Annotated in this window: 16 protein-coding genes; 5 read left to right on the forward strand and 11 right to left on the reverse strand. The window is 60.2% G+C overall.

The annotated features are described in order from the left end of the window. Positions 1-19: 19 nt before the first annotated feature. Positions 20-7,036, reverse strand: a complete 7,017-nt coding sequence (locus GTQ41_RS14775) for an NEL-type E3 ubiquitin ligase domain-containing protein (protein WP_047291454.1) — start codon at positions 7,034-7,036, stop codon at positions 20-22. 177 nt (positions 7,037-7,213) lie between these two features. Here GTQ41_RS14775 and GTQ41_RS14780 point away from each other — a divergent pair, with 177 nt between their 5' ends. Continuing rightward, the gene (locus tag GTQ41_RS14780; protein ID WP_025112547.1) at positions 7,214-7,432 is read left to right on the forward strand and encodes a DUF2970 domain-containing protein; all 219 of its coding nucleotides are present in this window, start codon (positions 7,214-7,216) and stop codon (positions 7,430-7,432) included. 6 nt (positions 7,433-7,438) lie between these two features. On the opposite strand, the gene GTQ41_RS14785 is transcribed toward GTQ41_RS14780, so the two are convergent. Then, positions 7,439-8,512, reverse strand: coding sequence for an ABC transporter substrate-binding protein (locus GTQ41_RS14785; protein ID WP_217325294.1), 1,074 nt, complete (start codon positions 8,510-8,512; stop codon positions 7,439-7,441). A 524-nt stretch (positions 8,513-9,036) separates the two neighbouring features. Between GTQ41_RS14785 and GTQ41_RS14790 the strand changes: the two genes are divergently transcribed. Beyond that, positions 9,037-10,695 carry a nitrite/sulfite reductase gene (locus tag GTQ41_RS14790; RefSeq protein WP_047291448.1) on the forward strand — a complete coding sequence of 553 codons (1,659 nt, stop codon included), beginning with the start codon at positions 9,037-9,039 and terminating at the stop codon, positions 10,693-10,695. After that, positions 10,679-11,173 carry a DUF934 domain-containing protein gene (locus tag GTQ41_RS14795; protein ID WP_047291445.1) on the forward strand — a complete coding sequence of 165 codons (495 nt, stop codon included), beginning with the start codon at positions 10,679-10,681 and terminating at the stop codon, positions 11,171-11,173. The genes GTQ41_RS14790 and GTQ41_RS14795 overlap by 17 nt, the downstream gene beginning before the upstream one ends. A gap of 88 nt (positions 11,174-11,261) precedes the next feature. Here GTQ41_RS14795 and GTQ41_RS14800 read toward each other — a convergent pair whose 3' ends face one another. Beyond that, positions 11,262-15,866, reverse strand: coding sequence for an NEL-type E3 ubiquitin ligase domain-containing protein (locus tag GTQ41_RS14800; protein ID WP_230679360.1), 4,605 nt, complete (start codon positions 15,864-15,866; stop codon positions 11,262-11,264). A 420-nt stretch (positions 15,867-16,286) separates the two neighbouring features. Then, positions 16,287-17,318, reverse strand: coding sequence for a protease SohB (sohB, locus tag GTQ41_RS14805; RefSeq protein WP_047291441.1), 1,032 nt, complete (start codon positions 17,316-17,318; stop codon positions 16,287-16,289). A 206-nt stretch (positions 17,319-17,524) separates the two neighbouring features. Here sohB and GTQ41_RS14810 point away from each other — a divergent pair, with 206 nt between their 5' ends. Both GTQ41_RS14810 and GTQ41_RS14815 read left to right on the forward strand, forming a co-directional pair. Next, a complete protein-coding gene (locus GTQ41_RS14810; RefSeq protein ID WP_047291440.1) occupies positions 17,525-18,235 on the forward strand; it encodes a histidine phosphatase family protein in 711 nt (236 codons plus the stop codon). Between the two features lie 49 nt (positions 18,236-18,284). Next, positions 18,285-18,602 carry an SCP2 sterol-binding domain-containing protein gene (locus GTQ41_RS14815; RefSeq protein ID WP_047291439.1) on the forward strand — a complete coding sequence of 106 codons (318 nt, stop codon included), beginning with the start codon at positions 18,285-18,287 and terminating at the stop codon, positions 18,600-18,602. Positions 18,603-18,658: 56 nt separating this feature from the next. Here the strand turns inward: GTQ41_RS14815 and GTQ41_RS14820 are convergent, their stop codons facing one another. The 7 genes from GTQ41_RS14820 to GTQ41_RS14850 all read right to left on the reverse strand — a co-directional run bounded on the left by GTQ41_RS14820 (position 18,659) and on the right by GTQ41_RS14850 (position 26,426). Further along, a complete protein-coding gene (locus GTQ41_RS14820) occupies positions 18,659-19,249 on the reverse strand; it encodes a hypothetical protein (protein ID WP_131671723.1) in 591 nt (196 codons plus the stop codon). An 86-nt stretch (positions 19,250-19,335) separates the two neighbouring features. Then, on the reverse strand, positions 19,336-20,298 hold the full coding sequence (locus GTQ41_RS14825) for a hypothetical protein (protein ID WP_047291434.1): 963 nt from the start codon (positions 20,296-20,298) through the stop codon (positions 19,336-19,338). Between the two features lie 12 nt (positions 20,299-20,310). Beyond that, positions 20,311-20,748, reverse strand: coding sequence for a PAAR domain-containing protein (locus GTQ41_RS14830; RefSeq protein ID WP_230679359.1), 438 nt, complete (start codon positions 20,746-20,748; stop codon positions 20,311-20,313). Between the two features lie 133 nt (positions 20,749-20,881). After that, a complete protein-coding gene (locus GTQ41_RS14835; RefSeq protein ID WP_047291432.1) occupies positions 20,882-22,501 on the reverse strand; it encodes an ABC transporter ATP-binding protein in 1,620 nt (539 codons plus the stop codon). A gap of 1 nt (position 22,502) precedes the next feature. Further along, entirely contained in the window at positions 22,503-23,525 is a 1,023-nt protein-coding gene (locus GTQ41_RS14840) for an ABC transporter permease (protein WP_047291430.1), read from the reverse strand. After that, on the reverse strand, positions 23,525-24,589 hold the full coding sequence (locus GTQ41_RS14845) for a microcin C ABC transporter permease YejB (RefSeq protein ID WP_047291428.1): 1,065 nt from the start codon (positions 24,587-24,589) through the stop codon (positions 23,525-23,527). The genes GTQ41_RS14840 and GTQ41_RS14845 overlap by 1 nt, the downstream gene beginning before the upstream one ends. Beyond that, the gene (locus GTQ41_RS14850) at positions 24,576-26,426 is read right to left on the reverse strand and encodes an extracellular solute-binding protein (RefSeq protein ID WP_047291425.1); all 1,851 of its coding nucleotides are present in this window, start codon (positions 26,424-26,426) and stop codon (positions 24,576-24,578) included. The genes GTQ41_RS14845 and GTQ41_RS14850 overlap by 14 nt, the downstream gene beginning before the upstream one ends. Positions 26,427-26,439: the final 13 nt, after the last annotated feature.

Below are 26,439 nucleotides of genomic sequence, written 5' to 3' on the forward strand. Positions count from 1 at the left end.
AGTGACCGTTCACCAGGTTTTACGCGCCTGACGATTGCCCGGATGAGCCGGGCATTGGTGCCTTGTCGGCAGACAAACCGATCCATTCAATCGCCTGTCGCGTCAATTCGATAAGCCTGGCATTGCGCGCCGCTGCCTGATCGAACAACCGGCTCAGATAAAGCGGGTCGTCAACACTCAGACCGTCGTCCTCGCCCTCCTCCATCAACTGCCCTTCATCCATTTGTCTGAACGCTTCGGGCTGCTGCTCCTTGAGGTAATCCAGCCAGTAATCGCGCTGGATCAGATCCTCCAGAAACCGGTCGGAGTGCTCCGCGCTAACCACCTCGGCCCGCGCATCGAACAACTGCTGAGGCGTTACACCGGAGGCAAATTTCATGTTTTTCGGCTGCCCGGGCAATTCCAGTCCATCCTCCCAGCCACCGGTCAGACCGATCCGGTAGCCGAGGCGGACTTCGGCTTCGTCAAAACCACTGCGCGCAGCCGCCGCTTTCGCCAGTTCATCGACCTTGTCCAGCCGGAACAGCTGCCGCGACAACGACAACAAGGCCTCGCCGCGAATTCCCGGGCGACCGGCCGGCAAATCGAGCAAGGCGTTGTAGGTAAAGACCTTGCTCTCCAGGCCACTGAACGTGAGGATTCGCCCGTCCACGCACGTTCCATGGGTGGCCGAGCCGGCGAAAATCACCTCGCGCAGTTCACTGTCGGCGGCGGCAGCCTCCATGACCCTCCAGACCCGTCGGGTCAGGTCGGCATTGGCCACGCGAAACTCCTGGGTGTCCTGTAATCGGTCAAGCAAATGGAAGAATGCCCCGCTGTCCGGTTCCGCAGCCAGTTGATCCCAGAGCCGGTCTCGGGCGGACGCCTGCTCCGGCGGCAGATTCGCCAGCCACGGCGCTTTCTGCTGCGCATGGGCCTGTTCGTCCGGGAGCGATTCGTCCGACTCGATGCTCTCCGTGGTTTCGCTGAGCCCGCCGGCAACGTCGTCAGCCATTTCCTCCAGATCGGAACTCGAAAAACCGAGCACCCGCTGGCGGTTACCCACCGTCTGATAGGCCCTGAGCCTTTCGAGGGACTCCTGCGACAGGTTGTAGTTGTCAGTCAGGTCGGTGCCGTCCATCAGCTCATCGTGCTGACCGTCCAGCGCCTCTTCGGGGATGGCGGTGATGTCGTTACGACTGAGGTTCAGTGTCTGCAGGTGCCGCGCATCCAGCGCACCGGCCGGCCATTCGGCCAGATTGTTGTTGCGCAGATCCAGATTTTGCAAATGCTCGAAATAGCTGACATCGAACGCATCAAGGTAGTTGTAGCTCAGGTCCAGAGCTTGCAGATGCTCCAGACCGGACAGCGCGGCATACAGGTCCTCGTTGCCGCTGAAGTGATTGCTGGAAAGCTCGAGTCGCTCCAGCTGCGGCATCTGCCGGACGCCTTCAGGCAGCGCTGTGAGCGCATTGCCATTAAGGGTCAGATGACGCAGGTGGGTGAACGACTTGAGAAACCCGTCGCTGCCCTCGGCCGTTACCCGAGTGCCTGTCAGATCCAGGCTGCCGACATGCCCGAAATCCTCGGGCAGCGCCGGTAGATCGCCCAATTGCAGGCCGTTGAGATCCAGAACCGCATCGCCCCCGGCAACCGCTAACCTGGCACGCCAGCAGGTGAGGATGCGCCACGCCGCGAGGCTGCGCGACTGCGAAGAGATGACCCAGTCAGCTCCACGGGTTTCCCGGGTATACAGCCAGCCATTGAGTCGGCGAACGAGGGTTTCAAACGTCTGACTCCAGCCCGTGATCTGCTCGGCAATCTGCACATCAGTGGCGCCATCGCTACGCAGCGCCTCGATCACTTGCATGGCTTGTTTATCGCTAAAGGCCGGCTGCATCCGCTGCAGATTCTGGCGCATGCGTACCAGCCCGGTACTGACGGGTGCCGGCGTCAACGGCAGCAACTGGCGGGCCACGGTCAAACCGTTCTCCGCTGGGGGAAACGTCGCCGGCACCGGCTCCCGGGCAAACGCATCCAGCGCGCCGGCAGGCAGACCCAGGTCGTGCTCGAGCCGCAGTTGCGCCGAACGCAGTTGCGCCGACGCCGCTGCGGTCAGGGGCGCACCGGTCAGGTTGGTGTTGAGCAGTGAGGTGCTCTCAAGCACGACGGGCGGCAGCGTGCTGATACGGGTATCGCGCAGGTCCAGCCACGACAGTTGCGGCAAGCCTTCTGCGCCTGCCGGCCAGTGTTGCAGGTGCGTGCGCTGCAGGTCGAGGGCCTTCAAACGCTGCAGGCTGCCCACATTCAGCTCGCTCAGCGGATTATTCCGCAGATTGAGCTGTTCAAGCGCAGGCAACTCACTCAATCCGCTCTGCAGGCTTGAACCATCGGTCAACAGATTGTCGGCGAGGTCCAGGTGCATCAGGCGCGAAAGGCGCTGCGACTCGATCGGCCATTCGTGCAAGGCATTGTTACTCAGATCAAGGGTGCGGACTTCGCTGAATGCGCTGATGAACCCGCGCATCTGCGCGCCGGCAACCCGCTGGCCATTGAGCAGCAGCGTGCGTACATGCGCAAAGGCGTCTGCCGGCAACACCGGAAGCTCGCTGAGCCTCAAGCCCGACAAATCCACGGTCGAGGCGCTGATCGTTGCGCCATAGCGCTTGAACAACCCGTTGCGCCAACTGGCTTTGAGCACATGGACCAGGTTTGATCGCGCGATCAGTTCGGACAGCGATTCTGCCGACACCACCAGGCGCTGCTGCCACTGACTGAGTTCACGTTCCAGCGCCGCATATTGATCGCTCAAGGCATTGATGGCGGTGAAACGCTGCTGCTCATCGGGCCATTGCTCGAAGAAACGATGGAATATCCCCTCGGTGGATTGATGCACGCCCTCGCCCAGGCGCCGCAACTCGCCGCGACAATAATCCCTGACCATGGTCTCTCGATCGATCAGGTGCTCCGGCAGGGTTTTGACGTATTCGTACACGCCCGCAAAGTTTTCCCGGGAGAATCTTGACCAGTCCAGCGACAGCCCCGACCAGAGTTTTTCGTGCCCCTGCAGCAGCTCGGCGGGCACGGTGCTGATGCTCGTGTCCCTGAGGTTCAGACGTTCCAGGGCCGGTAACTCCAACACACCCGCAGGCCAGTCGAACAATGAATAGGCGACGATGTCCAGGCTGCGCAAATTGCGCATGCCGCTGACGTCGAACGCCAGCGACTGATAACTCGAGGTGCTGACACTCAATGCTTCAAGTCGGGTCAACTGAGCCAGGCGTTCCGGCATGTCGGCGGCATAGGGCATCGCGCCGTAGAGCGTCAGGTCAGTCAGCTCCGGCATGTTCTGTAGCACCGCCGGCACGTTGGTAAACGTTTCTGCGGTGGCATTGATGCGCAGCGCCTTGAGCCTGGGGAAATGGCTCAACAGTTCATCGCCGTTGGCATCGGTGATGCAACGCCCTCTGATGCGCAGGTCGCGCACATGCGAGAAATCTGCCGGCAGCTCCGGCAACGGCTCGTCGCACGTCAGATCGAGGCGTGCGGCACTCGCCTGACTGTCGGCCAGCGGCGCATGGCGCCAGCTCTGCTTGAGGCTGCGCACGACGCTGGATTTGCCGCCGATCATCGATTGCAGCGTCGGCTCCGGGGAAGGCACACCTTCCCATTGCGCCAGTGTCGATTCGAGCGCCTGCCATTCACGCAGGCGCCGTTGCAACATCTCGTAGATCTGCGCGTCAGTTCGCCCGGCGGCCAATTGCTTGAGGATGAACCCGCCCGCCTGTTGATCGGTGAGCGCCGGATACACGTCCTGCACGCGCGTCACCAGCAGCGGGTTCACGCCTTCGCCGCGACCGCTGGCGTAATAACCCAGGCCATGCTGGCGTACCCGCACCGGCGCCTTGAAGCGCTGCTTGTGGCCATGGCGCCTGCTCGCCAGCCGAGCCAGTTCGGTGCGATGGCGGGCCACATACTCGATCACTGCCCGGCGCAGTCCGGCACTACGCGAAACCTCGGCAAAACCCAGAGCCTGTCGCGTCTGATCGGGCAACGCATGGAGGATCGAGGCAAAAAAGTTGTCCCCGCGCCGTGGGACGCCGTTGAGCGCTTCCCCGTGCGCGCTGTACGCCTGATAGACCGGCCCGCGCTTGACCAGGTAGTGAGTCTGACCGGCGCTTTCGCCGCCAAGGCTGTCGATCAACGGCCCGTCGACACTGCCTTCGCGTACTTCCAGACGCACTTCGTCCGACCAGCCCGGCAGCCGCTCCAGGGCGCGCAAGGCCAGCCATTGGCTGTCGCCGCCGGCCGAATTTTCCATGTGCAGACCGGCAATCGCATGGTTGAAACGCCGCAGCCGGGCATATTCACGGGAGATCTCCAGCAGCCGCAAGGGTACCCGCCCACCGTTCTGCAGACGCGTCAGTTCCTCGGCGTTCGCCTCGAGCAATACACGGATTGCCGCCGAACTGCCCAGCCCCGGCGTGGCGGCCTGTAGCCTGGCGATTCGCGGGTCGTTCAGCGCGGGTTCGTCATACAGCCTGTCGAACATTGCCGGCTGCCGGGTTCGCAGGTAATCGGCGATCTGTTTGCGCAACTCCAGCGGCCGGGATTCGATGACCCGCGCCGGCTCGGCGCCCAACAGCCAAACGGTTTGCGGCTCATCCAGCGTTGCCAGAATGCGCGCAGGCAGTTGGCCGTCGAGCACGTCGGCGCGGGTGATCCGGATCGGCGCACGCGTCGGGCCCTCGATTGCACCTGACGGCGCGCCGAACAGACGGCTGGGGCCGGACAACCGCGGTCCGTCGAAGACTTCCAGCATCTGCCCGCTCGGCCAGCGCGGCATTTGCGTAAGCATGGGCAGCGTCAGCAGGTACGAATCGTCAAGCCTGGCTCCTCGTTCGACTTGGTCGATCAAGCGCCCGACCTGCTGATTCGCCTCATATAAGCGCAGCGTGTCGGCCAGGGCCAGTGGCGCCGGCTGGTGATCGAGGTGCATCTGCCGCAGGGCATCATCGCTGACACCACTGAGGTCGGCGATTTCGAGCAATTGCTCATCCGAAAATGCGTCAGTCGAGTGACCGATGCGCCGCAGCAGGGTCAGTCGATCCCAGTGCAGCGGCCGCTCGAGGGTGTGGCGCCAGGCGCCCAGTCGATTGTGCTCGAGGAGCGGTTGATACGCCGCCGGATCCTGCGGGTGGAGGATGCGCCAGTTATTCAGGTTCTCGTCGTAGTGCGTCTGATAGAGCTTGCCCTGCTGGCGAATGAAGGTCTTGCCGTCGAACCGATACACGCCTTGCGCGTCGGGCCCGACAGTTGCTGGCAGGACAATATCGCTGGCGTAGGCATCGAGGTCGGGTTTCCACAGGCGAACCGAGCCATCGGGCCGCTCGACCGGCTGCAGGTGCTCGATCACGGGTTCGGCGGAGGCCGCGCGCAGGCGGCTTACGCCCTTGCCCACTGCGCCCATTACGCCAATCAGTGCCAGGTTCTGCGCCACATCGACCAGATGCGCCTTGGCAGCCTCGCGATCGCCTTCTGACCATTCGATGGCGCCTTCGAAGGACTCGTAGAGCAGTTGCCCCGCCATCACGGTCATCATGATTTCGCCCAGCACCGGGACAAACATCGACACCATGTTCAACCCCAGCATGCCGAGTTCGAGCAGATGATTGAGTTTGGCTGCCCGGACCCGGGCGTCGACGTCCGCCGTGGGCACGGCATGGGCGCGCGCGTCGGCGATGAATTTGGCCCGGTGCTGTTCGTAAAGGTATTGCCACAAATCGGTGTTGGCGCCCCAGATCCCGGCAACGTCCTGGCGCGTGATGGCAAACGGGTCGAGATACGGGTCAGGGTGCGGCTCGCGCTTGCCGGGGACTTCGGGTGGCAACTCCTTGATCTGCACGATAGTGGACAGTGGCGGTATCAGCTGTGCGACCTTGACCCAGATCGAATGCAACGGGTCACTCGGGGCGTCCGCGGCCTTCTGGGTGAACTGACTGAAATAGTAAGGGCGGTCGGCGTAGGCCACGAACTGACTGAAAAACCGCTGGTAAGCGGTCGGTCCTTGCCCGGTCGCCGTAGTGTCGGTCGCCGTGAACTTGCGTTTGAACACCTCACGCATCTGCGCGCTGGTGTAACGCTTGAGCGGGTGTTGCGGGTCATGGGGAATGTAGACGATGAATTCGTTGGTGTAGCGGTAGCGCTCGCTGATGCTGAACACGACGCAACCGGTCATCCGCCGCTTCATCAGGCTCAGATCGCGAAACCACACGGCCTTGCCGCCGAGTTGCGGGTGGATCTGACCGTCCACCACCGACAGAATCATCCGGTAGTCGGCAGGCTCGATGTCCTTTTTCAGCAGCGCCCATTGCGCGGCGGCACGCAACGCGGCCTTCTGACTGACGATGAACTGCCCACGCAAGGTGTCGTTGTTCTCGAAAAACGCTTTGATCCGTGCCTGATAAAGCGAACCGACGTCGAGTGAACGGCACAGCGTCAGAAACTGACTGACCGAGATGCCGACTTCTGCGGCCTGAAACTCGCCGGGGGTCGCTGTCTCGACCACGAAACCGGATTTGGCGTGATAGGCCCCTGCTTCACATTCCCAGGCCTCGAAGTTGTGCAGTGCCGCTTGCAGCAATGGCAGTTTCAACACTTCGAAGGTGGACACTTCCACCTCCAGCACTCCGAGTTCGAAGGGCCGTCTGAGGCACAGCAAGGTCTTGCCGAGATCGACCGTGACGTTGAACTGATCCTTGAGTGCCTCGCCAAGCAACGTTTGGGCAAATGCCTCGACGCTTTCGAGGCCGGCCATGGTCTTGTCGAGTCGGGTCTGGGCGACAAAGGCAGCCGTGACCTGGTCTTTCAAGGCTTGTTGCTGTTTCTGCGGGAATTCGTGATAGCCGGGCGGTGGACGGGTACTGGCCGCTTTCATCGCGGCTTGCCGGGCTGGCGAGGCGGCAATCAGCCAATCGGGGATCATCTGCTCAAGCAACTTGCCGTGGACGCTGGCGCTGACGGGCGCACGGGGCAACGTCGGGGAATGATGGGACATCCTGTCTCTCCTGAATAATGGGAGCACAGGACACCATGTCCGCCGCAGTGACCTGCGGTACATAGTTATCGCATGGCCGTGGGCGTATGACCGGACCCGTCAGGATCTCCCGTGCGACCACGGCACAACCCGCAGGATTGACTATGCTGTCGGGACAGCCTTTCGGACGGGGGATTTATGGACGATCCAGTCGACAACAAACCACCGAGCTTCTGGCAGATGCTGCACAGCGTGATGGCGGCGGCATTTGGCGTGCAAAGCGGGAAGAATCGGGCAAGGGACTTCACCCATGGCAAGCCCAGCCACTTCGTGATCCTGGGGATCGGCTTCACCGCCGTGTTCGCCCTGACCCTGTTTGCCATCGTCAAACTGGTGCTGCATTTCGCCGGGGTCTGAGGGCGGTCAGTGCATCAGGGTCTGCAGCTCGAACGGGTAACGATACGAGGCCGGACGCCCCTTGGCGGACAGCTTGCGAAAGCCCACCCCGTAACCCGGTGCCGAGCCCATGGCCAGAATTTGCCGGGCCTGATGCTTGTCGATCAGTTGCAGCAACGGCACCTGGCGATCACGACCGCCGTAACGGGCCAGGTCGACGCCGTGGTCATAATCATGCAACTCCACCAGCGCCCAGCCACCGAGGGTGAAATGACCGCCCACCAGTGCGCTCAGGCGTCCATCGATCACCGCCTGCAACGCCTCGGATGAGGTATTGACCGCGCTGAACAGCACGTCCTTGCCCGGCACCTTGCCCGCTTCGACAAACGCGCGCATGGCGCCGAACGCCATCTCGTCATTCGCCGACCATACCAGTGACACCTTCGGATAGCGGCTGACCAGTTGCCGCGCCTGTTCGTAGGCGCGCTGCCGTGTCCAGCCGCTGTACACCAGTTGTCGCAGGCGCACCTGAGGATGCTCGGCCAAGGCACGCTGCATGCCGCGCTCGCGCAATTGCGCCGATGGCGTGATCTTCAGACCGGAAAACGCCAGCACTTCGATCGGCTCGTCTCGCGCCACTGGCGGATGCAAGCGAATCAACTCTTTCATCATCAGGTAGCCGCCCTCCTCGTCATTGGGCACCAGGCTGCCAATGCGATCGGCCCGCTCGCCGACGAGCGCCTGCTGATCGGCGGTCAGCACCGCGTTGACCATGAACAGCTTGACCCCGCTGCCTTCCGCCAGCCGCAGGATCTGTGGTGCAACGCACTGCTCGTTGACAAACATCAGGTAGTCGGGCCGGTTCGGTCCCTGCAGGGCAATCCTGGCCTGGGCCACGGTGAGTTCGGGCTGGCGTCGGGAATAGAGGATCTGCAAATCGACGCCAAGGTCGTGAGCCGCCGCTTGCATGAATTGCGAATAGCTGACCCAGAACGCTTCCTGAGTCGTACCCGGGTTGAGGAACAGCACCGACTCGGCCCGGGCTGCGGATCCGAAAACCGCACCGAACAGCAGGAGGCTGAGGCAGAAAAACTTCAACATGAAAGACCCGGGCCCAAGGAAAAATGGCCGCGCATTATAGCCCCCGAATCAGCGGCTATTGACGCCTGATCCCGTTTTTTGTCCGACAATCGTCGGAAGCGGACCCGGATCGGTCGTTTACTGATGGCTGACCCAGAATACCGCTGTCCCTACGACCAGAATAATCAGGAACAGAATGGCCCATGCATCGACACTGCTATCGCTTTTCTTTGCCTTGGTCGGATTGCTCATTGCATCGCCTCTTGTCGGTTTTATCGGTGATTGCAGAAAGACTCGATCACAGTTAAGACGATGATTGTCCCCGCGACAAATGTGGGTTAATCAACAACTATTCTCGTTAGGCGATTTGGTTCTTTACATATACTCAAACATCACTTTTGCGCATAACTGCAAACGGGTATATTGCCCCGGCTCCGTTAGGGAGTGCGCGGCCGTGCGCGCGTAATTGCAGAGGCACCATCGGACTCCAGCAAGCGAAAACGCAGCGTTTTCCGAGTAGCCCAAAGCCTGAGAACAGGACTTATATGTACGTATACGACGAGTACGATCAGCGGATCATCGAGGACCGCGTCAAGCAGTTCCGTGATCAGACCCGACGCTATCTGGCAGGTGAGCTGAGCGAAGAAGAATTCCGCCCCCTGCGCCTGCAAAATGGCCTGTACATCCAGCGTTTTGCGCCGATGTTGCGCGTGGCGGTGCCTTACGGCCAACTGACTTCCCGTCAGGTGCGCATGATGGCGAAGATTGCCCGCGACTACGACAAGGGCTACGCCCACATCAGTACGCGGCAGAACGTGCAGTTCAACTGGCCGGCGGTGGAAGACATTCCGGACATCCTCGCGGAACTGGCCACCGTGCAAATGCACGCGATCCAGACCAGCGGCAACTGCCTGCGCAACGTCACCACCGACCAGTTCGCCGGTGTCGCCGCCGATGAGGTGATCGACCCACGCCCATGGTGCGAAATCGTCCGTCAGTGGACCACATTCCACCCGGAATTCGCCTACCTGCCACGCAAATTCAAGATTGCCGTCAACGGTTCGACCGCTGACCGTGCCGCCATCGAAGTTCACGACATCGGCCTGGAGCCGGTCCACAACGCCGCCGGCGAACTGGGTTTCCGTGTACTGGTCGGCGGTGGCCTGGGCCGCACCCCGGTGGTCGGCGCATTCATCAACGAGTTCCTGCCGTGGCAGGACCTGTTGAGCTACCTCGACGCCATCCTGCGTGTGTACAACCGCTATGGCCGTCGCGACAACAAATACAAGGCGCGGATCAAGATCCTCGTCAAGGCGCTGACCCCCGAAGTCTTCGCGCAAAAAGTCGATGCCGAGATGGAGCACCTGCGCGGCGGCCAGACCACACTGACCGAAGCCGAACTGCATCGCGTCGCCAAGCACTTCGTCGATCCGGACTACAAGGTTCTGGAGAACCAGACCGCGGCCCTGGCCGAACTCGACAAGGAGCATCCGGGTTTCGCCCGCTGGCGCTCGCGCAACACCCTGGCGCACAAGAAGCCGGGTTATGTCGCGGTGACCCTGTCGCTGAAACCGACCGGCGTTGCTCCGGGCGACATCACCGACAAGCAGCTCGACGCTGTCGCCGACCTGGCCGAGCGTTACAGCTTCGGCCAACTGCGCACGTCGCACGAGCAGAACATCATCCTGGCCGATGTCGAGCAGAGCCAACTGTTCACCCTGTGGGGCGAACTGCGTGAAAGCGGTTTCGCCACGCCAAACATTGGCCTGCTGACCGACATCATCTGCTGCCCGGGCGGTGATTTCTGCTCGCTGGCCAACGCCAAGTCGATCCCGATCGCCGAATCGATCCAGCGCCGTTTCGACGACCTGGACTACCTGTTCGACATCGGTGAGCTGGACCTGAACATCTCCGGCTGCATGAACGCCTGTGGTCACCACCACGTCGGTCACATCGGCATTCTCGGGGTGGACAAGAAAGGGGAAGAGTTCTACCAGGTGTCCCTCGGTGGCAGCGCCAGCCGTGACGCGAGCCTGGGCAAGATCCTCGGCCCGTCCTTTGCCCAGGACGACATGCCGGACGTGATCTCGAAGCTGATCGACGTGTACGTTGAACAACGTACCGAAGACGAGCGCTTCATCGACACCTACCAGCGTATTGGCATCGACCTCTTCAAGGAACGCGTCTATGCAGCGAATCATTAAGAACAACGAAGTCGTCGACGAAACCTGGCACTTGCTGCCGAAAGATTTCAACATCGACGACATCAGCAATTGCGACGATCTGATTGTTCCGTTGCAGCTTTGGCGTGAACACAGCCGCATGCTCAAGGCCCGCGACGGCGGACTGGGTGTGTGGCTGGACGCCGATGAAGAAGCCGAGGAGATCGGTAACGACGTGGCCGAGTTTCAGGTCATCGCGCTGAACTTCCCGGCCTTCACCGACGGCCGCAACTACTCCAACGCCCGCCTGCTGCGCGACCGTTACGGTTTCAAAGGCGAACTGCGGGCGATTGGCGATGTGCTGCGTGACCAGTTGTTCTACATGCACCGCTGCGGTTTCGATGCGTTCGCCTTGCGCGCCGACAAAGACCCGTACGAAGCACTGGAAAGCCTGAAGGACTTCTCGGTCACCTACCAGGCCGCCACCGACGAACCGCTGCCGCTGTTCCGTCGTCGCTGATCGAAAAACGCCTTGAGCCTGCAATCGGGCTCAAGGCGTTGTTCATTCCGGGCGTTAACGCCAAGCGTTGCGTGCAAGCGACGCCGCATCAAGCCTCCATCATTTCAGCCGTCGCGGCCTTTGCTGCGTCGAGTTCGGCGTGGCGTGCCAACGCCTGATCCGTCAGTTGCCCGATCAATTCCCGGCGCTGATTACCGAAGTTGTCGAGGATGGCATTCATCTGCGTCGAGGCCGCCTCGCGCGTCAGTTCGATCTGCCCTTCCAATTGAGCCATTTCCCGCGACGTCTGTTCGTTCACGGCGGAAAACCGATCACCGTGAGCCGACTCCAGGTACTCGACCCAGAACGTCTGCGCTACGCTCCAGTCGCGTAAGGCGCCGCTGCTTTCGGTCTTGAGCACCTGTTGAAAGGCCTGATCCAGGACGGTCGGCGATACCTCGATATTCAAGGGTTTGCTCAGCGTCTGCGGCTGCGCCGGCAGGTTCAGGCGTTGCGCCAGACCAACCCGATAGGCCAGGCTGACTTGCAGCGCCTGATCGTAGTCCATCGGCGCGGTGTGGAAACGTGCGCTGATGTCCGCCAGCGCAAGGCTTTCCACTTCGTGCAAACGGAACAGGCCCTTGAGCAGACTCACCAGTTGCGCTTCCAGCACCTGCACACCAGCGGAGGCCGCCGCGCTCGCCCGGAAACACAAGACCAGCACTTCCATTTCGCTGAACAACGCGCTGTAGCCGTCGACACTGACACTGACCCTGGCACTGCGCGCCGCATTGAACAATGACCGACGCAGGCGCTGATCGCCGGCAGCCGCGTCCACCACATCCCAGACACGCTGACGCAAATGCGGATACACGTGGGTAAATTCTGCGGTGTGCACCAGTTGCAACAGCACTTGAAAAAAGTCAGCGGAATCAGGTAACGCGCGCAGCGCCTCCCATACCTCGCGCCGGGACGACGCCACGCTGGCACTTTCCCCGGCCAGCCACTGCACACTCTGATCTTCCCGCGCCACGGTTTGCAGGGGGGATTTGCGCCCCTCCATCGCCGTCACACCGAAACGACCACTGAAGGTCTGCTGATAAGTCGCGATGTTTTTCAGCGTCTCGGAAGACAACGGATTACCGTGCAAGCGAATCATCTGCGGCAATTGAGTAGTATCGAACGCCTGCGCTGGCAGGGTTTCAATCCGATTGTCGCGCAGATCCAGCAACTGTAATCGGAGCAGCCCGGACAGGCGCTGTGGCCAGTGTGTCATCCGGCTACCGCGCACGGTCAACTGCTCAAGATGCGTCAGCCCACCGAGATCGGGCAACTGCGCCAGGTTCGGGTTGAAATCAAGGTGCAGCACCCGCAAGTCTTTCATCCGCCCCAATTGAGCAAGCGATGCTTCAGAGGACTGCAGGCGATTGTTGCTCAGGTCCAGATGCGTCAGCCAACGTATCCGCTCCAGCGACTCGGGCAACTGGCTGAGCTGATTGTCGCTCAGTGACAGGCTGCGCAACTGGCTGAAGTTGCGCAGAAATTCGTTCAGTCCGGCATGGGGCATCACACCGTCCATGATGACCCGCCCGACATGACTGAAATCGGCCACCACCGGCGGCAGCTCCCCCAAAGGCTCCGGCGCGAACCGCAAGGTGCCATATAAACTTTGGTCTGCAGCCACATTCCCCGGCTCCTTGCGCCAACTGCGAATGATCGCGCGCATGGCGCGCAGCTTGCTGTCTCGGGGAGTCGGCTGCCGTGTGCCATCGGCGCTCAAATGCCAGGTCTGACGGCTGACCCAGCGACTCAAGGTTTCTCGGAGCGCGAAAAACTCCAGCCGCAGCGCTTCGAGCTTCATCAGTACCTTGATTTCGTTGGTGCCCAGAGCGTTGAGCAGACGATGAATCTGCGCAGGGGTGTGCATCGGATACAGCTCCAGGGCCCGGCGCACCATGACATTGGTCACCTCGCCGGAGGTCGCACCGGACACGACAGCAGTACGCTCGGCCAGTCCCATGGGTGACAGCTCTCCGAGACGCGCACCAACGCTCTGCGCGAAGATCGTCCGTCGCTCCTGCGCCACGCGGGTAATCTTTTCCTGCAATGCGGCAGCACCATTTTCCGCCTGTACGCCCAGCGCCGTCCTGCGCTGTGCCGAAAGCCCCATCCAGAGCGCGCGGAAATAGTGTTCGCGGGTGCGCCTGGTGAATGTGACAAGCGGTGCGTCGGTGCCCTGAATGACGTTGATTCGATCCTCGAACACGCTGACCACCGTGCGCTCGCTCGCTGTTGCCGGCCCGATCGCGGCTGCCGAATCATGGGTCGCGGTCCATTCGAGTATTTGCACGAACGCGGCGTCCGACCAGCCCGGGAGGTGTTTGAGTGCATCGAGCACCAGTCGATTGGTGTACTGCCCTCCCACCCCGTCGAGATACAGACCTTCGTAGGCGCGACAGACACGGATCATCTGCTGATAGCGCCGGGCCTCCTCCGCCAGCCGCAAGGGCACGCGCTTCGCGTCCAGCTCGCGCCATTCGCCACTGAACGCATTATTCACCAGCTCTTCGGCGGCACTGGCGGGCAGCTCGGGAAAGTGTTGCATCAGTACCGCGACCCGGGGATGGCCTGGGACCTGGCTACGCTGGTATACCCGCCGGAACAAATCGGGGCGCGCGGTTTGAGCCTGTTCGGCAACGATCCGTGCCAGTTCCTGTGCTTGTACTTCAGTGTTCGTCGACGCGTTGCCGAGCAGGCTTTCTCGCTGATTGCGCGACAGCTTCGACAGCAGCGAACGGTGCAACTGACCTTTGTGCAGCGCGTCCTCAGTCAGCCGGATAACGCTCTTGGCAGTTTGCGAACCGTAACGGTTGACTGGGTAATCCAATGCGTTGACCACGCTGATTGCGCTATCGGAGGGCCATTTCGCTGCGGCGGTGAGCACATGCAACTGCAGATCAGGGTCGGCCAGCGCTGCCGTACTCGGCGTCTGTAACTGTTCGATAAACGCTTTGACTGCAGCGTCCGCCATGAAACGTTGCACGGTATCGACCAACAGTGCCGGGGTCTGTACCTGATCGATATGCACCTGCCGCAACACGCTGTCATCAAGTCCACTGACCGCCAGAACACGCGTCGCCATGGCGTCCGGGATCGCTTCTCTGGTGTAGCCGAAACGACGGAACAACGTCAGCCGCCCCCACTCCTGCACCCGCTCCGAGTCATGACGCCAGGCGCCGCGGTCATTGGTTTCGAGCAACGGACGGTAGCTTTCTGCTGCGCCCGGTGGAGGCAGCACTTCCCACAGTTCGGTCTCGGGTTGCTGATGCACTGCGTACCGAACGGAGTCGAGGGTGACGTAAGCCTGTCCCTCGAGCCAACGTAACCCGCGCTCGTCGACGGGCAATCCTTTGGGCAACCGCCGATGTTGACGAAAAGCCTTGAGGTCCGGCTTCCACAGGCGCAGGCGTCCACCGCCCGGATTGACCACGATCAAACGTTCGATGAAGGCCGACGACCTGACAGTTTTATAGGCCGCCCCGACGACTTTCGTCCCGGCGGCAAAAGCGGCCATCAGAATGATGTTTTCGATGACATCGAACAGGTGATCCGTGGCCTGCTCCTGCTCGCCACGGGTCCAACTCGCAATGCCCTCATAGACGTGCGACAGAAGTTGCAGAGTACCCACCGTCAACAGCACTTCACCCACTCCGGGCAAAAACGAGGCCGCGACCAGCAATAGATCGATACCGATTTCCTTGAAGGTCTCCAGGCGTGCGAGGCGGGTTTTCTCGTCTTCATCATCCGTGGGAACCACCAGAAGCCGGGCGTCGGCCAAGGTCCGCGTAACCTGCTGACGGTGTATCCCGGTAAAGGGATCGCCCTCGATATCGACACCCGTCAACGTCACGTAAGTGCCGGTGCCCGTCAGTAGTGAACTGCCACCGGGATACAGGCGAATATTCAGTTCCTGTTGAAAGGCCGCCCGCTCGCCCAGCTTCAGGAAGCCCATGAAGAACTTCTTGAACGCCGGATTTTTCAGGCGCCCGCTCAACTCGACCTCAAAGTCGGTGAACGAGGCGTACTCTTTCAGCGGATGCAGCGGATCGCCCGGCAGGTAAACGACGCAGCGATAATCATCGTCGGCATGCTCGCTGACAGGCCCGATGAACAACGGGCCATGCAGGGTCATGTTGAACATTTCCAGACTCTGATACCCGAGGGTGTTTTTCCCCAGTTTGATCGTGCTGTCGCCGTCCTTCACGGCCTTCAACATTTGGTGAACCGACGTGCTGATATGTTTCTTCATCAGCGCAATATGCCGATCCACATCAAAACAACTTCGCACATGGGCAGCGCACTGGCTAAGCACATTGCTCGATTCGACGTTAAGTTCAAATACCGATTCAAGATGAGTCTGATATTGCTTGCCCAGATCCAGTGTCCGGCACAATTGCGCAAAGTCATGGGGTTGTATTGGCAATATCGAAGCCACGCCAGCGTTCAGTTTCTGTGGGATATAGATCAGTGAAGTGTCGCTGTAGTTTTTTGCCTCGGTTTCGCGGGATTCGAAGTTCTCGCACGCGGCGGCCAGCAGATCGCGATTGATCGGCAGCACCAGTTTTTTGCGCAGTCCCAGCAGGCTCGACGTTGATCGCACGTGCTGAAACACCACGCCGGACACGTCCAGTGGCATGGACAGCTTGTCGGACATGGCCTTGGCCAGCAAGGGGGAGCAGAATTGCTCGGGTGACTGCAGTTTGTTCAGGAGCGCGCCTGCGGTACTGCGCGTGCGATGACTTTCAATGAGGCTGTCGTAGAGTTCGCGGCGCAACGCCCCGGAAGCCGCCAATATCCAGGGCGGTGCATTCTTTTTGATCAAATAAAAAAAGAGGCCTTTCTGTTCTGAAGTTGGCGTGGCTGACGCAGTTGTATCGGTTAACGAGGACATTGATGATCTCACGCACTTAAAGGAGTCATCAGCTTAGCGAGCCGACCTCTTTATAAAAGCGCGAATAACAGATCAAACCAACGCTCGCACAATCAACATTTCAAACTTAAAAAATACATATATACCACCTCAATAAAAAGGCCCTTCATTGCAGAACAATGAAGGGCCTTTTATGCAAGTGGCTTACCAGAAGCGTTGCTGGGTCAGGCGACTCCAGCCGTTCACCAACACGCGTTCCACCGAACCACTGGCGGCCATGCCGATGCGTTCCGGCAGGCTCTTGCGCTCGGCGTAATGCAGGTGGTAGACCTCGGCTTTCTTCGCCTTGTCGGCCAGGTATTCGTCGCTGGTTTTGAGTTCATCGACCAATTGTTTGTCCAGCGCCGCGACGCCCAGCCAGACTTCTCCGGTAGCCACTTCATCGATGACCAGTTGTGGCCGATAACGGGCCACGAAGTTCTTGAACAACTGGTGGGTGATGTCCAGGTCTTCCTGAAACTTCTCCCGGCCCTTCTCGGTGTTTTCGCCAAATACGGTGAGGGTGCGTTTGTACTCACCCGCGGTCAGCACTTCGAAATCGATGTCGTGCTTTTTCAGCAGACGATTGACGTTGGGCAGCTGCGCGACTACCCCGATCGAGCCGAGAATCGCGAACGGAGCGCTGATGATCTTCTCGCCGATGCACGCCATCATGTAGCCGCCGCTGGCGGCGACCTTGTCGATGCACACGGTCAACGGCACGCCGGCCTCACGGATCCGCGCCAGTTGCGATGAGGCCAGACCATAGCTGTGCACCATGCCACCACCACTTTCCAGGCGCAGCACCACTTCGTCCTTCGGCGTGGCGAGGGTCAGCAATGCGGTGATTTCGTGACGCAGGCTCTCGGTGGCCGAGGCCTTGATATCACCGTCGAAATCCAGCACGAACACCCGGGATTTGGCCTCGGGTTTGTTCTTTTGCTTCTTCTCGGACTTCTCCGATTTGGCCTGGCCCTTGCGCAGGGCCTTGAGCTGATCCTTGTCGAGCAGGGTCTGCTCCAGGCGCTCACGCAAGCCTTTATAGAAATCGTTGAGCTTGCTGACCTGCAACTGCCCGGACGACTTGCGCCGGCCCTTGCTGCGCAACGCAGCAAAACTGGCGAGCACCACCAGAATGGCGACCACCAGCGTTACGGTCTTGGCCAGGAAGCTGGCGTATTCGGTGAAAAACTCCACAGAGACTCCTTAAAACAATGCGCGGATGCACAAACACGCGCGGGATGGTTCCAGCATACCCATGCGCCGCCTCCTCGGCCAGCCGTGAAACCTCTGGCAACATGCCTGTAACGGGCATTTCAAACAAGCGTATGTTTTTTCATTGACAGCACTCCGTCATCCTCATAACCTCGCCACAACCTTCAACGTACCGGGATGACGCGGACGTGGGCAGCATCTATCTGATTCGACATGGCCAGGCCTCCTTTGGTGCAGACGACTATGACGTCCTGTCGCCCATCGGTGTGCGCCAGGCAGAAATCCTCGGCCAGCACCTGGCCGAGTTGGGAATCCGTTTCGATCGCTGCCTGGCGGGCGACCTGCGCCGCCAGCAACACACGGCCAGCAGCGCACTGGAGCAATTCAGCGCCAAGGGCCTGTCGGTACCGACGCTGGAGACCGACTCTGCGTTCAACGAATTCGATGCCGACGCAGTGATTCGTGCGCTGATCCCCGACATGCTGGAGGACGAGCCGGAAGCCATCGACATCCTGCGCAACGCCGCGCAGAACCGCGCCGAGTTCCAGCGCATCTTCGCGCTGGTCATCGAGCGCTGGCTGGCCGGCACCCACGACACCCCCGGGCTGGAAAGCTGGCTGGGTTTCGTCGAACGGGTTCAGGGGGGTCTTCACCGCATCCTCGAACAGGCCGACGGCAATCAGAAAGTCGCCGTATTCACCTCCGGCGGCACCATTACCGCCCTGCTCCACCTGATTACCCAAATACCTGCCAGGCAGGCCTTTGAACTGAATTGGCAAATCGTCAACACCTCGCTCAACCAGCTGAAATTCCGCGGTCGCGAGGTGACTCTGGCTTCCTTCAACAGTCATGCGCATCTGCAACTGCTGAAGGCCCCGGAACTCATCACTTACCGTTGAGTCCGGATAACTGTGACCCTGCTGCAATCAACCCATAAAGGATCGAACCATGACCTCCGTAGCTGATGCCGTAAAAGCGATGCAAGCCAAGTTCAACCCAGCCGCCGCTGCCGGTCTGGATCTGGTCTTCGGTTTCAACATCACCGACGAAGACAAGCACTACGCGCTGATCGTCAAAGACGGTACTTGCGACATCCAGGAAGGCGAAAACCCAGACGCCAACTGCACGCTGGTACTGGACAGTGACACGCTGAAAGGCATCGTCAGCGGTGAAACCGACGGCATGCAAGCGTTCATGGGCGGCAAGCTGCGCGTTGAAGGCGACATGATGCTGTCGATGAAGCTGTCCGAGCTGTTCCCGTCGTAAGATTCGTCGCATTACAAACAAATCCCGCCTTGATGGCGGGATTTGTCATTTCCGGGTCATTGGATGCCGGCGGCGTCCAGCTCTTTGAAGACCTGCCGATCGGCGATCTGGGTCTCACTCTCGGGGTACATCAACTGGACACTGCCCCCTGGAATGATTTCACCGGTTTGCGCATCCCGGGCGAAAGTGATGACATACCGCTCACCCTGGTACTTCAGATAAATGTTGTAATAATCCTGCGGCTGATCCGGCGCTTCGAAAGCGCTGTAACGGTAGCGGATGCGTGGAATCAGCATCGGCCATTCCTTGCCAAGCAAGTCACCATTGACCGGCGGATACGCCGCCTCGAGGGCCACAATGGCGCCAGCTACCAACTCATCGTTGTCGCTTGGCTTAAAAGGTAATGGTCTGTTACGCAGCATGGTTACAGCGCTTTTTTTTCCATCGACAACATCACTGCGGTACATATCGGTACGAAACCATTTTGTTGCATCAAAACGGTTTTCTTCCGGACTCCAGTCGCCGTAGTACATCATCACTTTCTCGCTCATTGCATCTTCCCTTGTGTGCAGATAGAGACCCATCGCACTAAAAACCAGCAAAAAGGCCGCTATGAGACCCACGCGCTTGTGAAAATTAACAGTCATGGTTGTGCCGGAAGCCCTTTTTTAAACTTCAGTTGCTGCTTTGGTGGCCCCAACGGCGTATTGCCTGAGCGCACCTTTCCGACAGCTCAATAATCGTCCAGCGGATAGCTCATGTTCTTTTCGTTTTTCGCGCGACTCTGGGCATGCATCAAAAGCTTTTTATCGTTTTCGTTAGCCAGCTCCGGTGGCTGAACCGGGGCTGTTTCGCCCGGCAGCTCCGCTGTGTCGTCCTTTTTTGACAATCTGTATTCAGCAAGACGCCGTTCGTAGCCAGCCTTCTTGATCATGAAAGCGGATTTGGCTCGATTATCCGACGCTACACGCGCCTTCGCCCCCTCCAGACCATCGCGCTCTGCATCACTGCCATATGTTTGGTCGTAAAGGCTGCGACGCGGGTAAGCATGAATGGTCGCCCCGGTTGCATCGGCAAGCTTCTGTGCAAGGCTGAGCTCGTAATGTTCCTGCCCCTCACTGACAAGCGCCGTCTCATCAACCCCCAACCCGGTTCGGCAAGCGTACGAAAAGATATTAGCGCCGAAGGCAAAGGCATCAGGCTGCAACTGGCTCGCTTGGGCAGGTCCAAAGCGATAGCTGGCATCCTTACCTTCGATTTCGTAACCGAACTCGATATTGAACACCACGCCGTGGGCAAAGATATCGAGCTGTTTGATCTCGCGCTTTTCCTCTACTCGCTTGTTTATGAAAGCAACCAGTTCAGCGGCGGAATCAATCTCAAGGTATTCGGCTCTGTATGTGTTGACGACCAGCTCTTTTAGCCTGGCGCGCATTTTGGGATCGTACTCCGCGACAAACAGCAGAAAAAAGGTTTTGTCCGCGGCCCCCTTTTTAAGATTCGAGTAGTCTCTCAACTGGCCAACACCTTGGTTGATGAAACTCATCTTGTTGCCGTAATTCCCGCGAAATTCCGTCCAGCGACTAATGTGGTAAGAGCCCACCACAGTTACATAATCGTATTTGAGTGTCCCCTTGACCTGCGTCGTGCCGTGCTGATCGCTTGTCTGAGCCTGTTTTTTCTTCGGTGGCGCCACGTCTGACCTTCCTTAGTAAGCAATGCCCAACGCATCCAGGTGAGCGGCGGCTTCCTTGCCCCATTGCACGAAAACGGAAGTAGGATCGGCGGTGAACACTCGGGCGGCGTTGCCGTGGTTGTCGGTGTGGCCGACGAGGCGTTGGCCGTCGCCGGTTTCGATGCAATAGAGCATATCGGGAATGGCTTCGCCGGTGGTTTCGTCGACCAGCTGGAAGCGCTCGCTATGCTTGGGCACGGTAACGATCGGGGTGAACGGCGCGGCGCCGACTGCGGTGCCGACGAAAACGTCACCGGAGCCGGTGATGATCATGCCGCCATGAGCGGTGGCACTGCCAAGAAAGGCAATGGGTTTGCCATTGATCAGGATGTTGCCGATGCCTTCGGTGACCGAGTCGCCGCAAGCCGTAGTATCGCCGACACGTAGCACCGCCATCCCGTTGATGTTCACGTTGGGCTAACCGCTGGTGCTTGGGTTGGTACCGTGACCGGTTACCGGGCAGGCATTGAGATCGCTGAGTCGAGCGGCAGGTTTTGCCATCATCTACTTCCTTGTATTGGCCAGGGCGCGGAATGTACCGGAACTACACCACGGATAAAAGTCTGTCCGTATATGTCACAGGTAAAACCGACGTGACAAACGATGCCGCCAATAGCTCCTGCGTATAAGGATGCCGCGCCGCCGTAAACAGCTCATCCGTCCGACCACGCTCCACCACCTCCCCCTCCTTCATCACAATCAGGTCATGGGCCAACGCCCGCACCACCGCCAGGTCATGGCTGATGAACAGATAAGTCAGCCCATGCTCTTCCTGCAGTCGCCGCAATAAAGCAACGATCTGCTTCTGCACCGTGCGATCCAGCGCCGAGGTCGGTTCATCGAGCAAGATCAGATCCGGTTTGAGCACCAGCGCCCGAGCGATTGCAATCCGTTGGCGTTGTCCGCCGGAAAATTCGTGCGGATAGCGATGTCGGGTGGCCGGATCCAGGCCAACCTCGCGCAGCACATCAATCACCGCCTGCTCACGCTCGGCAGCATTCAGATCACTGTGTACCTGCAAGCCCTCGGCAATGATCTGCTCCACACACAAGCGCGGGCTGAGGCTGCCAAACGGATCCTGAAAAACCACTTGTAGGCGCCTGCGCAGGGGTCGCAACTGCTTGCCGCTCAACTGTTGCAGCGCCTCACCGGCAAAGTGAATGCTGCCCTCGGCGTCGATCAGATGCAGAATCGCCTGGCCCAATGTCGACTTGCCCGAGCCCGACTCGCCGACAATCCCCAGCGTTTTGCCGCGCTGCAGATTCAGATCGATGCCCTTCACCGCGTCCAGCCAGGTGTTGCGCCGCAGCCAACCGCCGCTCAGACGAAAACGCACCTTCAGATCGCGCACCTGCAACAAGTCCTCTGTCGCGCCGAGACACAAGGCATGCCCGCCCGGCTCGGCATTCAGCAATTCAATGCTGTAAGGATGCTGCGGCGCACTGAACAACTGCTCGCACGGCGCCTGTTCGACGATCCGTCCACCGCGCATCACCGCCACCCGCTGCGCGAGGGTTCGCACCAGATTGAGGTCGTGGCTGATGATCAGCAGCGCCATGCCCAGGCGCTGCTGCAATTTCTTGAGCAGCAACAGAATCCTGCGCTGTACCGTCACGTCCAGTGCAGTGGTGGGTTCGTCTGCGATCAACAATTGCGGCTCACAGGCCAGCGCCATGGCGATCATCACCCGTTGGCGCTGGCCGCCGGAGAGTTGATGCGGATAGGCCTTGAGCCGTTCGCGCGGGTTCTGAATGCCGACCAGTTCGAGCAGTTCAAGCATCCGTTCACGGGCCTGCGCGCCCGCCAGGCCTTTGTGCAGCGCCAGGCTCTCACCGAGTTGCCGCTCGATCGTGTGCAGTGGATTCAGCGAACTCATCGGCTCCTGAAAAATCATCGCAATACGGTTGCCGCGTAACTGGCGCAGATAACGCTCATGCACGCCGAGCAGCTCTTCGCCGGCATAACGAATGCTGCCGTCGATCCGCGTGATGTTCGGGTCGAGCAATTGCAGGATGCTGTGAGCGGTCACCGATTTGCCCGAGCCGGACTCGCCGACCAGCGCCAGGCATTCGCCCGGACGAATATCGAGGTCGATGCCATGCACCACAGGCTGGCCGTTGAATGTCACACGCAGGTTGCGTATTTCGATCAGATTTTCGCTCATCTCAAGTCCTTGGATCATAAGCATCTCGGCAAGCCTCACCGATGAACACCAACAGAGAAAGAATCAGCGCCAAGGCAAAAAACGCCGTCAGCCCTAACCACGGCGCTTGCAGATTGCTCTTGCCCTGACCGATCAATTCGCCCAGCGAAGCGCTGCCGGCGGGCATGCCGAAACCGAGAAAATCCAGTGCCGACAGCGTGGCAATCGCTCCGGTGAGAATGAACGGCAGGTACGTCAGGGTCGCGCTCATCGCATTGGGCAGGATGTGCCGACAGATCACCTGCACATCGCCAACGCCCAACGCCCGCGCGGCTTTCACGTATTCCAGACCGCGGCTGCGCAGAAACTCGGCGCGCACCACATCCACCAGACTCAGCCAGGAAAACAGCGCCATGATCCCCAGCAACCACCAGAAATTCGGCTCGACGAACCCGGACAGAATGATCAGCAAATACAACACCGGCAGTCCCGACCACACTTCCAGCAACCGCTGCCCGAGCAGATCGACCCAGCCACCGTAATAGCCTTGCAAGGCACCGGCCGCAATGCCGATCAGCGCACTGGCAGCGGTCAGCGCCAGGGCAAACAGCAACGACACCCGCGTGCCAAAGATCACCCGCGCGAGCACATCCCGCGCCTGATCATCGGTGCCCAGCCAGTTCTCGGCGCTCGGCGGGCTCGGTGCCGGATCGGTCAGGTCGTAATTCACGGTATCGAAACCGAACGGGATCGGCGCAAACCACATCCGTCCGCCCTGCTCTTCGATCAGTTGCCGCACCTGCGCGCTGCGATAGTCCGGCTGGAACGGCAGTTCGCCGGCGAAATCCTGCTCGGTGTAGCGTTTGAACGCCGGGAAATACCATTGGCCCTGGTACTCGACCAGCAGCGGTTTGTCGTTGGCGATGAGCTCGCCGCCCAGGCTCAGACCGAACAACAGCAAAAACAGCCACAACGACCACCAGCCACGCCGATGCGCCTTGAACCGCGCCCAGCGCCGCTGTCCGATGGGAGATAGAGTCAGCATCAGACAGTCCTCGCGGTGAAGTCGATGCGCGGGTCGACCAGCGTGTAGCACAGGTCGCCGAGCAGTTTTATCAGCAGGCCGAACAGGGTGAAGATGAACAGCGAACCGAACACCACCGGGTAGTCACGCGACACCGCCGCCTCGTAACTGAGACGGCCGAGGCCATCGAGGGAGAAGATCACTTCGATCAGCAACGAGCCGCCGAAAAACACCGTCACCAGTGCCTGCGGTAATCCGGCGACCACCAGCAGCATCGCATTGCGGAACACGTGGCCGTACAACACCTGACGCTGGCTCAAGCCCTTGGCCCGCGCCGTCAGCACGTACAGCCGCGAGATCTCGTTGAGAAAGCTGTTCTTGGTGAGGATCGTCAGGGTGGCGAATCCGCCGATCACCAACGCGGTGACCGGCAGCACCAGATGCCAGAAGTAATCGGCAACCTTGCCCCACGGCGACAGCTCGGCGAAGTTGTCCGAGACCAGTCCGCGCACCGGAAACCAGTCCAGCGCGCTGCCACCGGCAAACACGATGATCAACAGCAGCGCAAACAGAAAGCCCGGCATTGCGTAGCCGATGATGATCGCCACGCTGCTCCAGACATCGAACGCCGAACCGTTGTGCACGGCCTTGCGGATGCCCAGCGGAATCGATACCAGATAGGTGATCAACGTCGCCCACAAGCCCAGCGACAAGGTCACCGGGAGCTTTTGCCAGATCAGCTCGGTGACGCTGGCACCGCGGAAAAAGCTCTGACCGAAATCCAGGTGCGCGTAGCTTTTGAGCATCAGCCACAGGCGTTCACCGGCCGGTTTGTCGAAGCCGTACTGACGCTCGATGTCGGCCACCAGTTTCGGGTCCAGGCCACGGGTCGCGCGGGATTCGCCGCCAATGGTTTCGACATGACCGCCGCCCACCGCTGCGCCGACTCCGATGCCCTGCAAGCGCGCGATGGCTTGTTCCACCGGGCCACCCGGCGCGGCCTGCACGATCACGAAATTGACCAGCAGAATGGCGAGCAAGGTCGGCACGACCAGCAGCAGACGCCGCAGGCTATAACCCCACATGCGCATACTCCTTTTGCTGTTGCTGCATCTGCGTGGCGGTCAGCGCGGTCGGGCTGATTTCCCACCAGGTATCGAGCCCGGCGTCATACAGCGGCGCTGTCGCCGGGCGGCCAAAACGGTTCCACCACACCGTGGAAATTCCCGGCGGGTAGTAATTGGGAATCCAGTAGTAACCCCACTGCAACACCCGATCCAGAGCGTGGGCATGGCGCAGCAGGCTTTCGCGGTTGTCGGCCTGCACCAGCCCTTCGAGCAAGGCATCGACCGCCGGATCACGCAGCACCATGTAGTTATTCGAGCCGGGATCGTCGGCGCCGTCGGAGCCGAAGTAATTGAACATCTCGCGCCCCGGCGCCTGACTCACCGGGTAACCCACGACGATCATGTCGTAGTCGCGATTGCGCACGCGGTTGGTGTATTGCGCGGTGTCGACCTGGCGAATATCGAAGCCGACACCGATCTGCGCCAGGTTGCGCTTGAACGGCAGCAGCAGCCTTTCAAAACCCTTCTGACCGTTGAGAAAGGTGAACTGCAGCGGCTCGCCTTTGGCATTCACCAACTGATCGCCACGGGGTTTCCAGCCGGCGGCTTCGAGCAGTTTCAGGGCCTGTAACTGCTCGGCGCGAATGTTGCCGCTGCCGTCGGTTTTCGGCGCTTCGAAGACTTGCGTGAACACCTCGTCGGGGATCTTGCCGCGCCACGGTTCGAGTATTTTCAGTTCCTCGGCGTCCGGCAACTCGGTGGCCGCCAATGCGCTGTGCGAGAAGTAACTGCGCTGGCGCAAGTACATGCTGCGCATCATCTGCCGGTTGCTCCATTCGAAATCCCAGAGCATGGCGATCGCCTGCCGCACCCGGCGATCCTGAAACAGCGGTTTTTGCAGGTTGAACACGAACCCCTGCGAACCTTGCGCGGCACCTGGTGCCAGATGTTCGCGGAGCAGTTTGCCCTGCTCCAGCGCTGCCCCGGCATAGCCGATGGTGTAACTGGTCGCGGAAAACTCGCGGTTGTAGTCGAAGCCGCCAGCCTTGAGCACTTGCCGTGAAACATCGGTGTCGGCGAAGAACTCCACACTCAAGTGATTGAAGTTATAAAGGCCGCGCGTGATCGGCAGGTCCTTGGCCCACCAGTCGGCAACGCGTTGAAATTTCACGCTGCGCCCGGCATCCACCGCGCTGATGCGGTACGGGCCGCTGCCCGGCGGGATCTCGAAACCGGCGCCCTCGGCGAAGTTGCGCGTGCGCCACCAATGTTCGGGCAACACCGGCAGTGTCGCCAGATCCAGTGGCAACGTGCGGCTGTCGTTGTTCTTGAAGTTGAAGCGCACTTGCGTCGGCGACTCCACCACGACGTCGGCGACGTCACGAAACTGTTGGCGGTATTTGAGGCTGCCCTGAGTGATGAACAGCTCGAAGGTGTAACGCACGTCTTCGGCAGTGATTGGCGTGCCGTCGTCGAACCGGGCCTTGGGATTGAGGTAGAAGCGCAACCAGCGGCGATCCGCATCCAGTTCAATCTGCTGCGCCACCAGGCCGTAGACGCTGTAGGGTTCGTCCTTGCTGCGATAGGCCAGCGGCGCGTAGAGCCAGCCGTCGATCTCGGCAACGCCAGTGCCTTTGTCGATGTACGGAATCAGGTGATCGAACGGGCCGCTTTCCAGCGAGGAGCGGCGCAGTGTCCCGCCCTTGGGAGCGTCGGGATTGGCGTAGGCCAGGTGCTGGAAGTCCGGGGCGTATTTGGGGGCTTCGCCGTAGACCGTCAACGCAGGTTGTGGAGCGGCCCAATTGAATGGGCTTAACAGCGCAAAAGCGCTGAACAGAATGAGCCTGGGGAACATTGGCAGATCCTTT

The sequence above is a fragment of the Pseudomonas sp. AN-B15 genome, assembly GCF_019056475.1.
Taxonomy (GTDB): domain Bacteria; phylum Pseudomonadota; class Gammaproteobacteria; order Pseudomonadales; family Pseudomonadaceae; genus Aquipseudomonas; species Aquipseudomonas parakoreensis.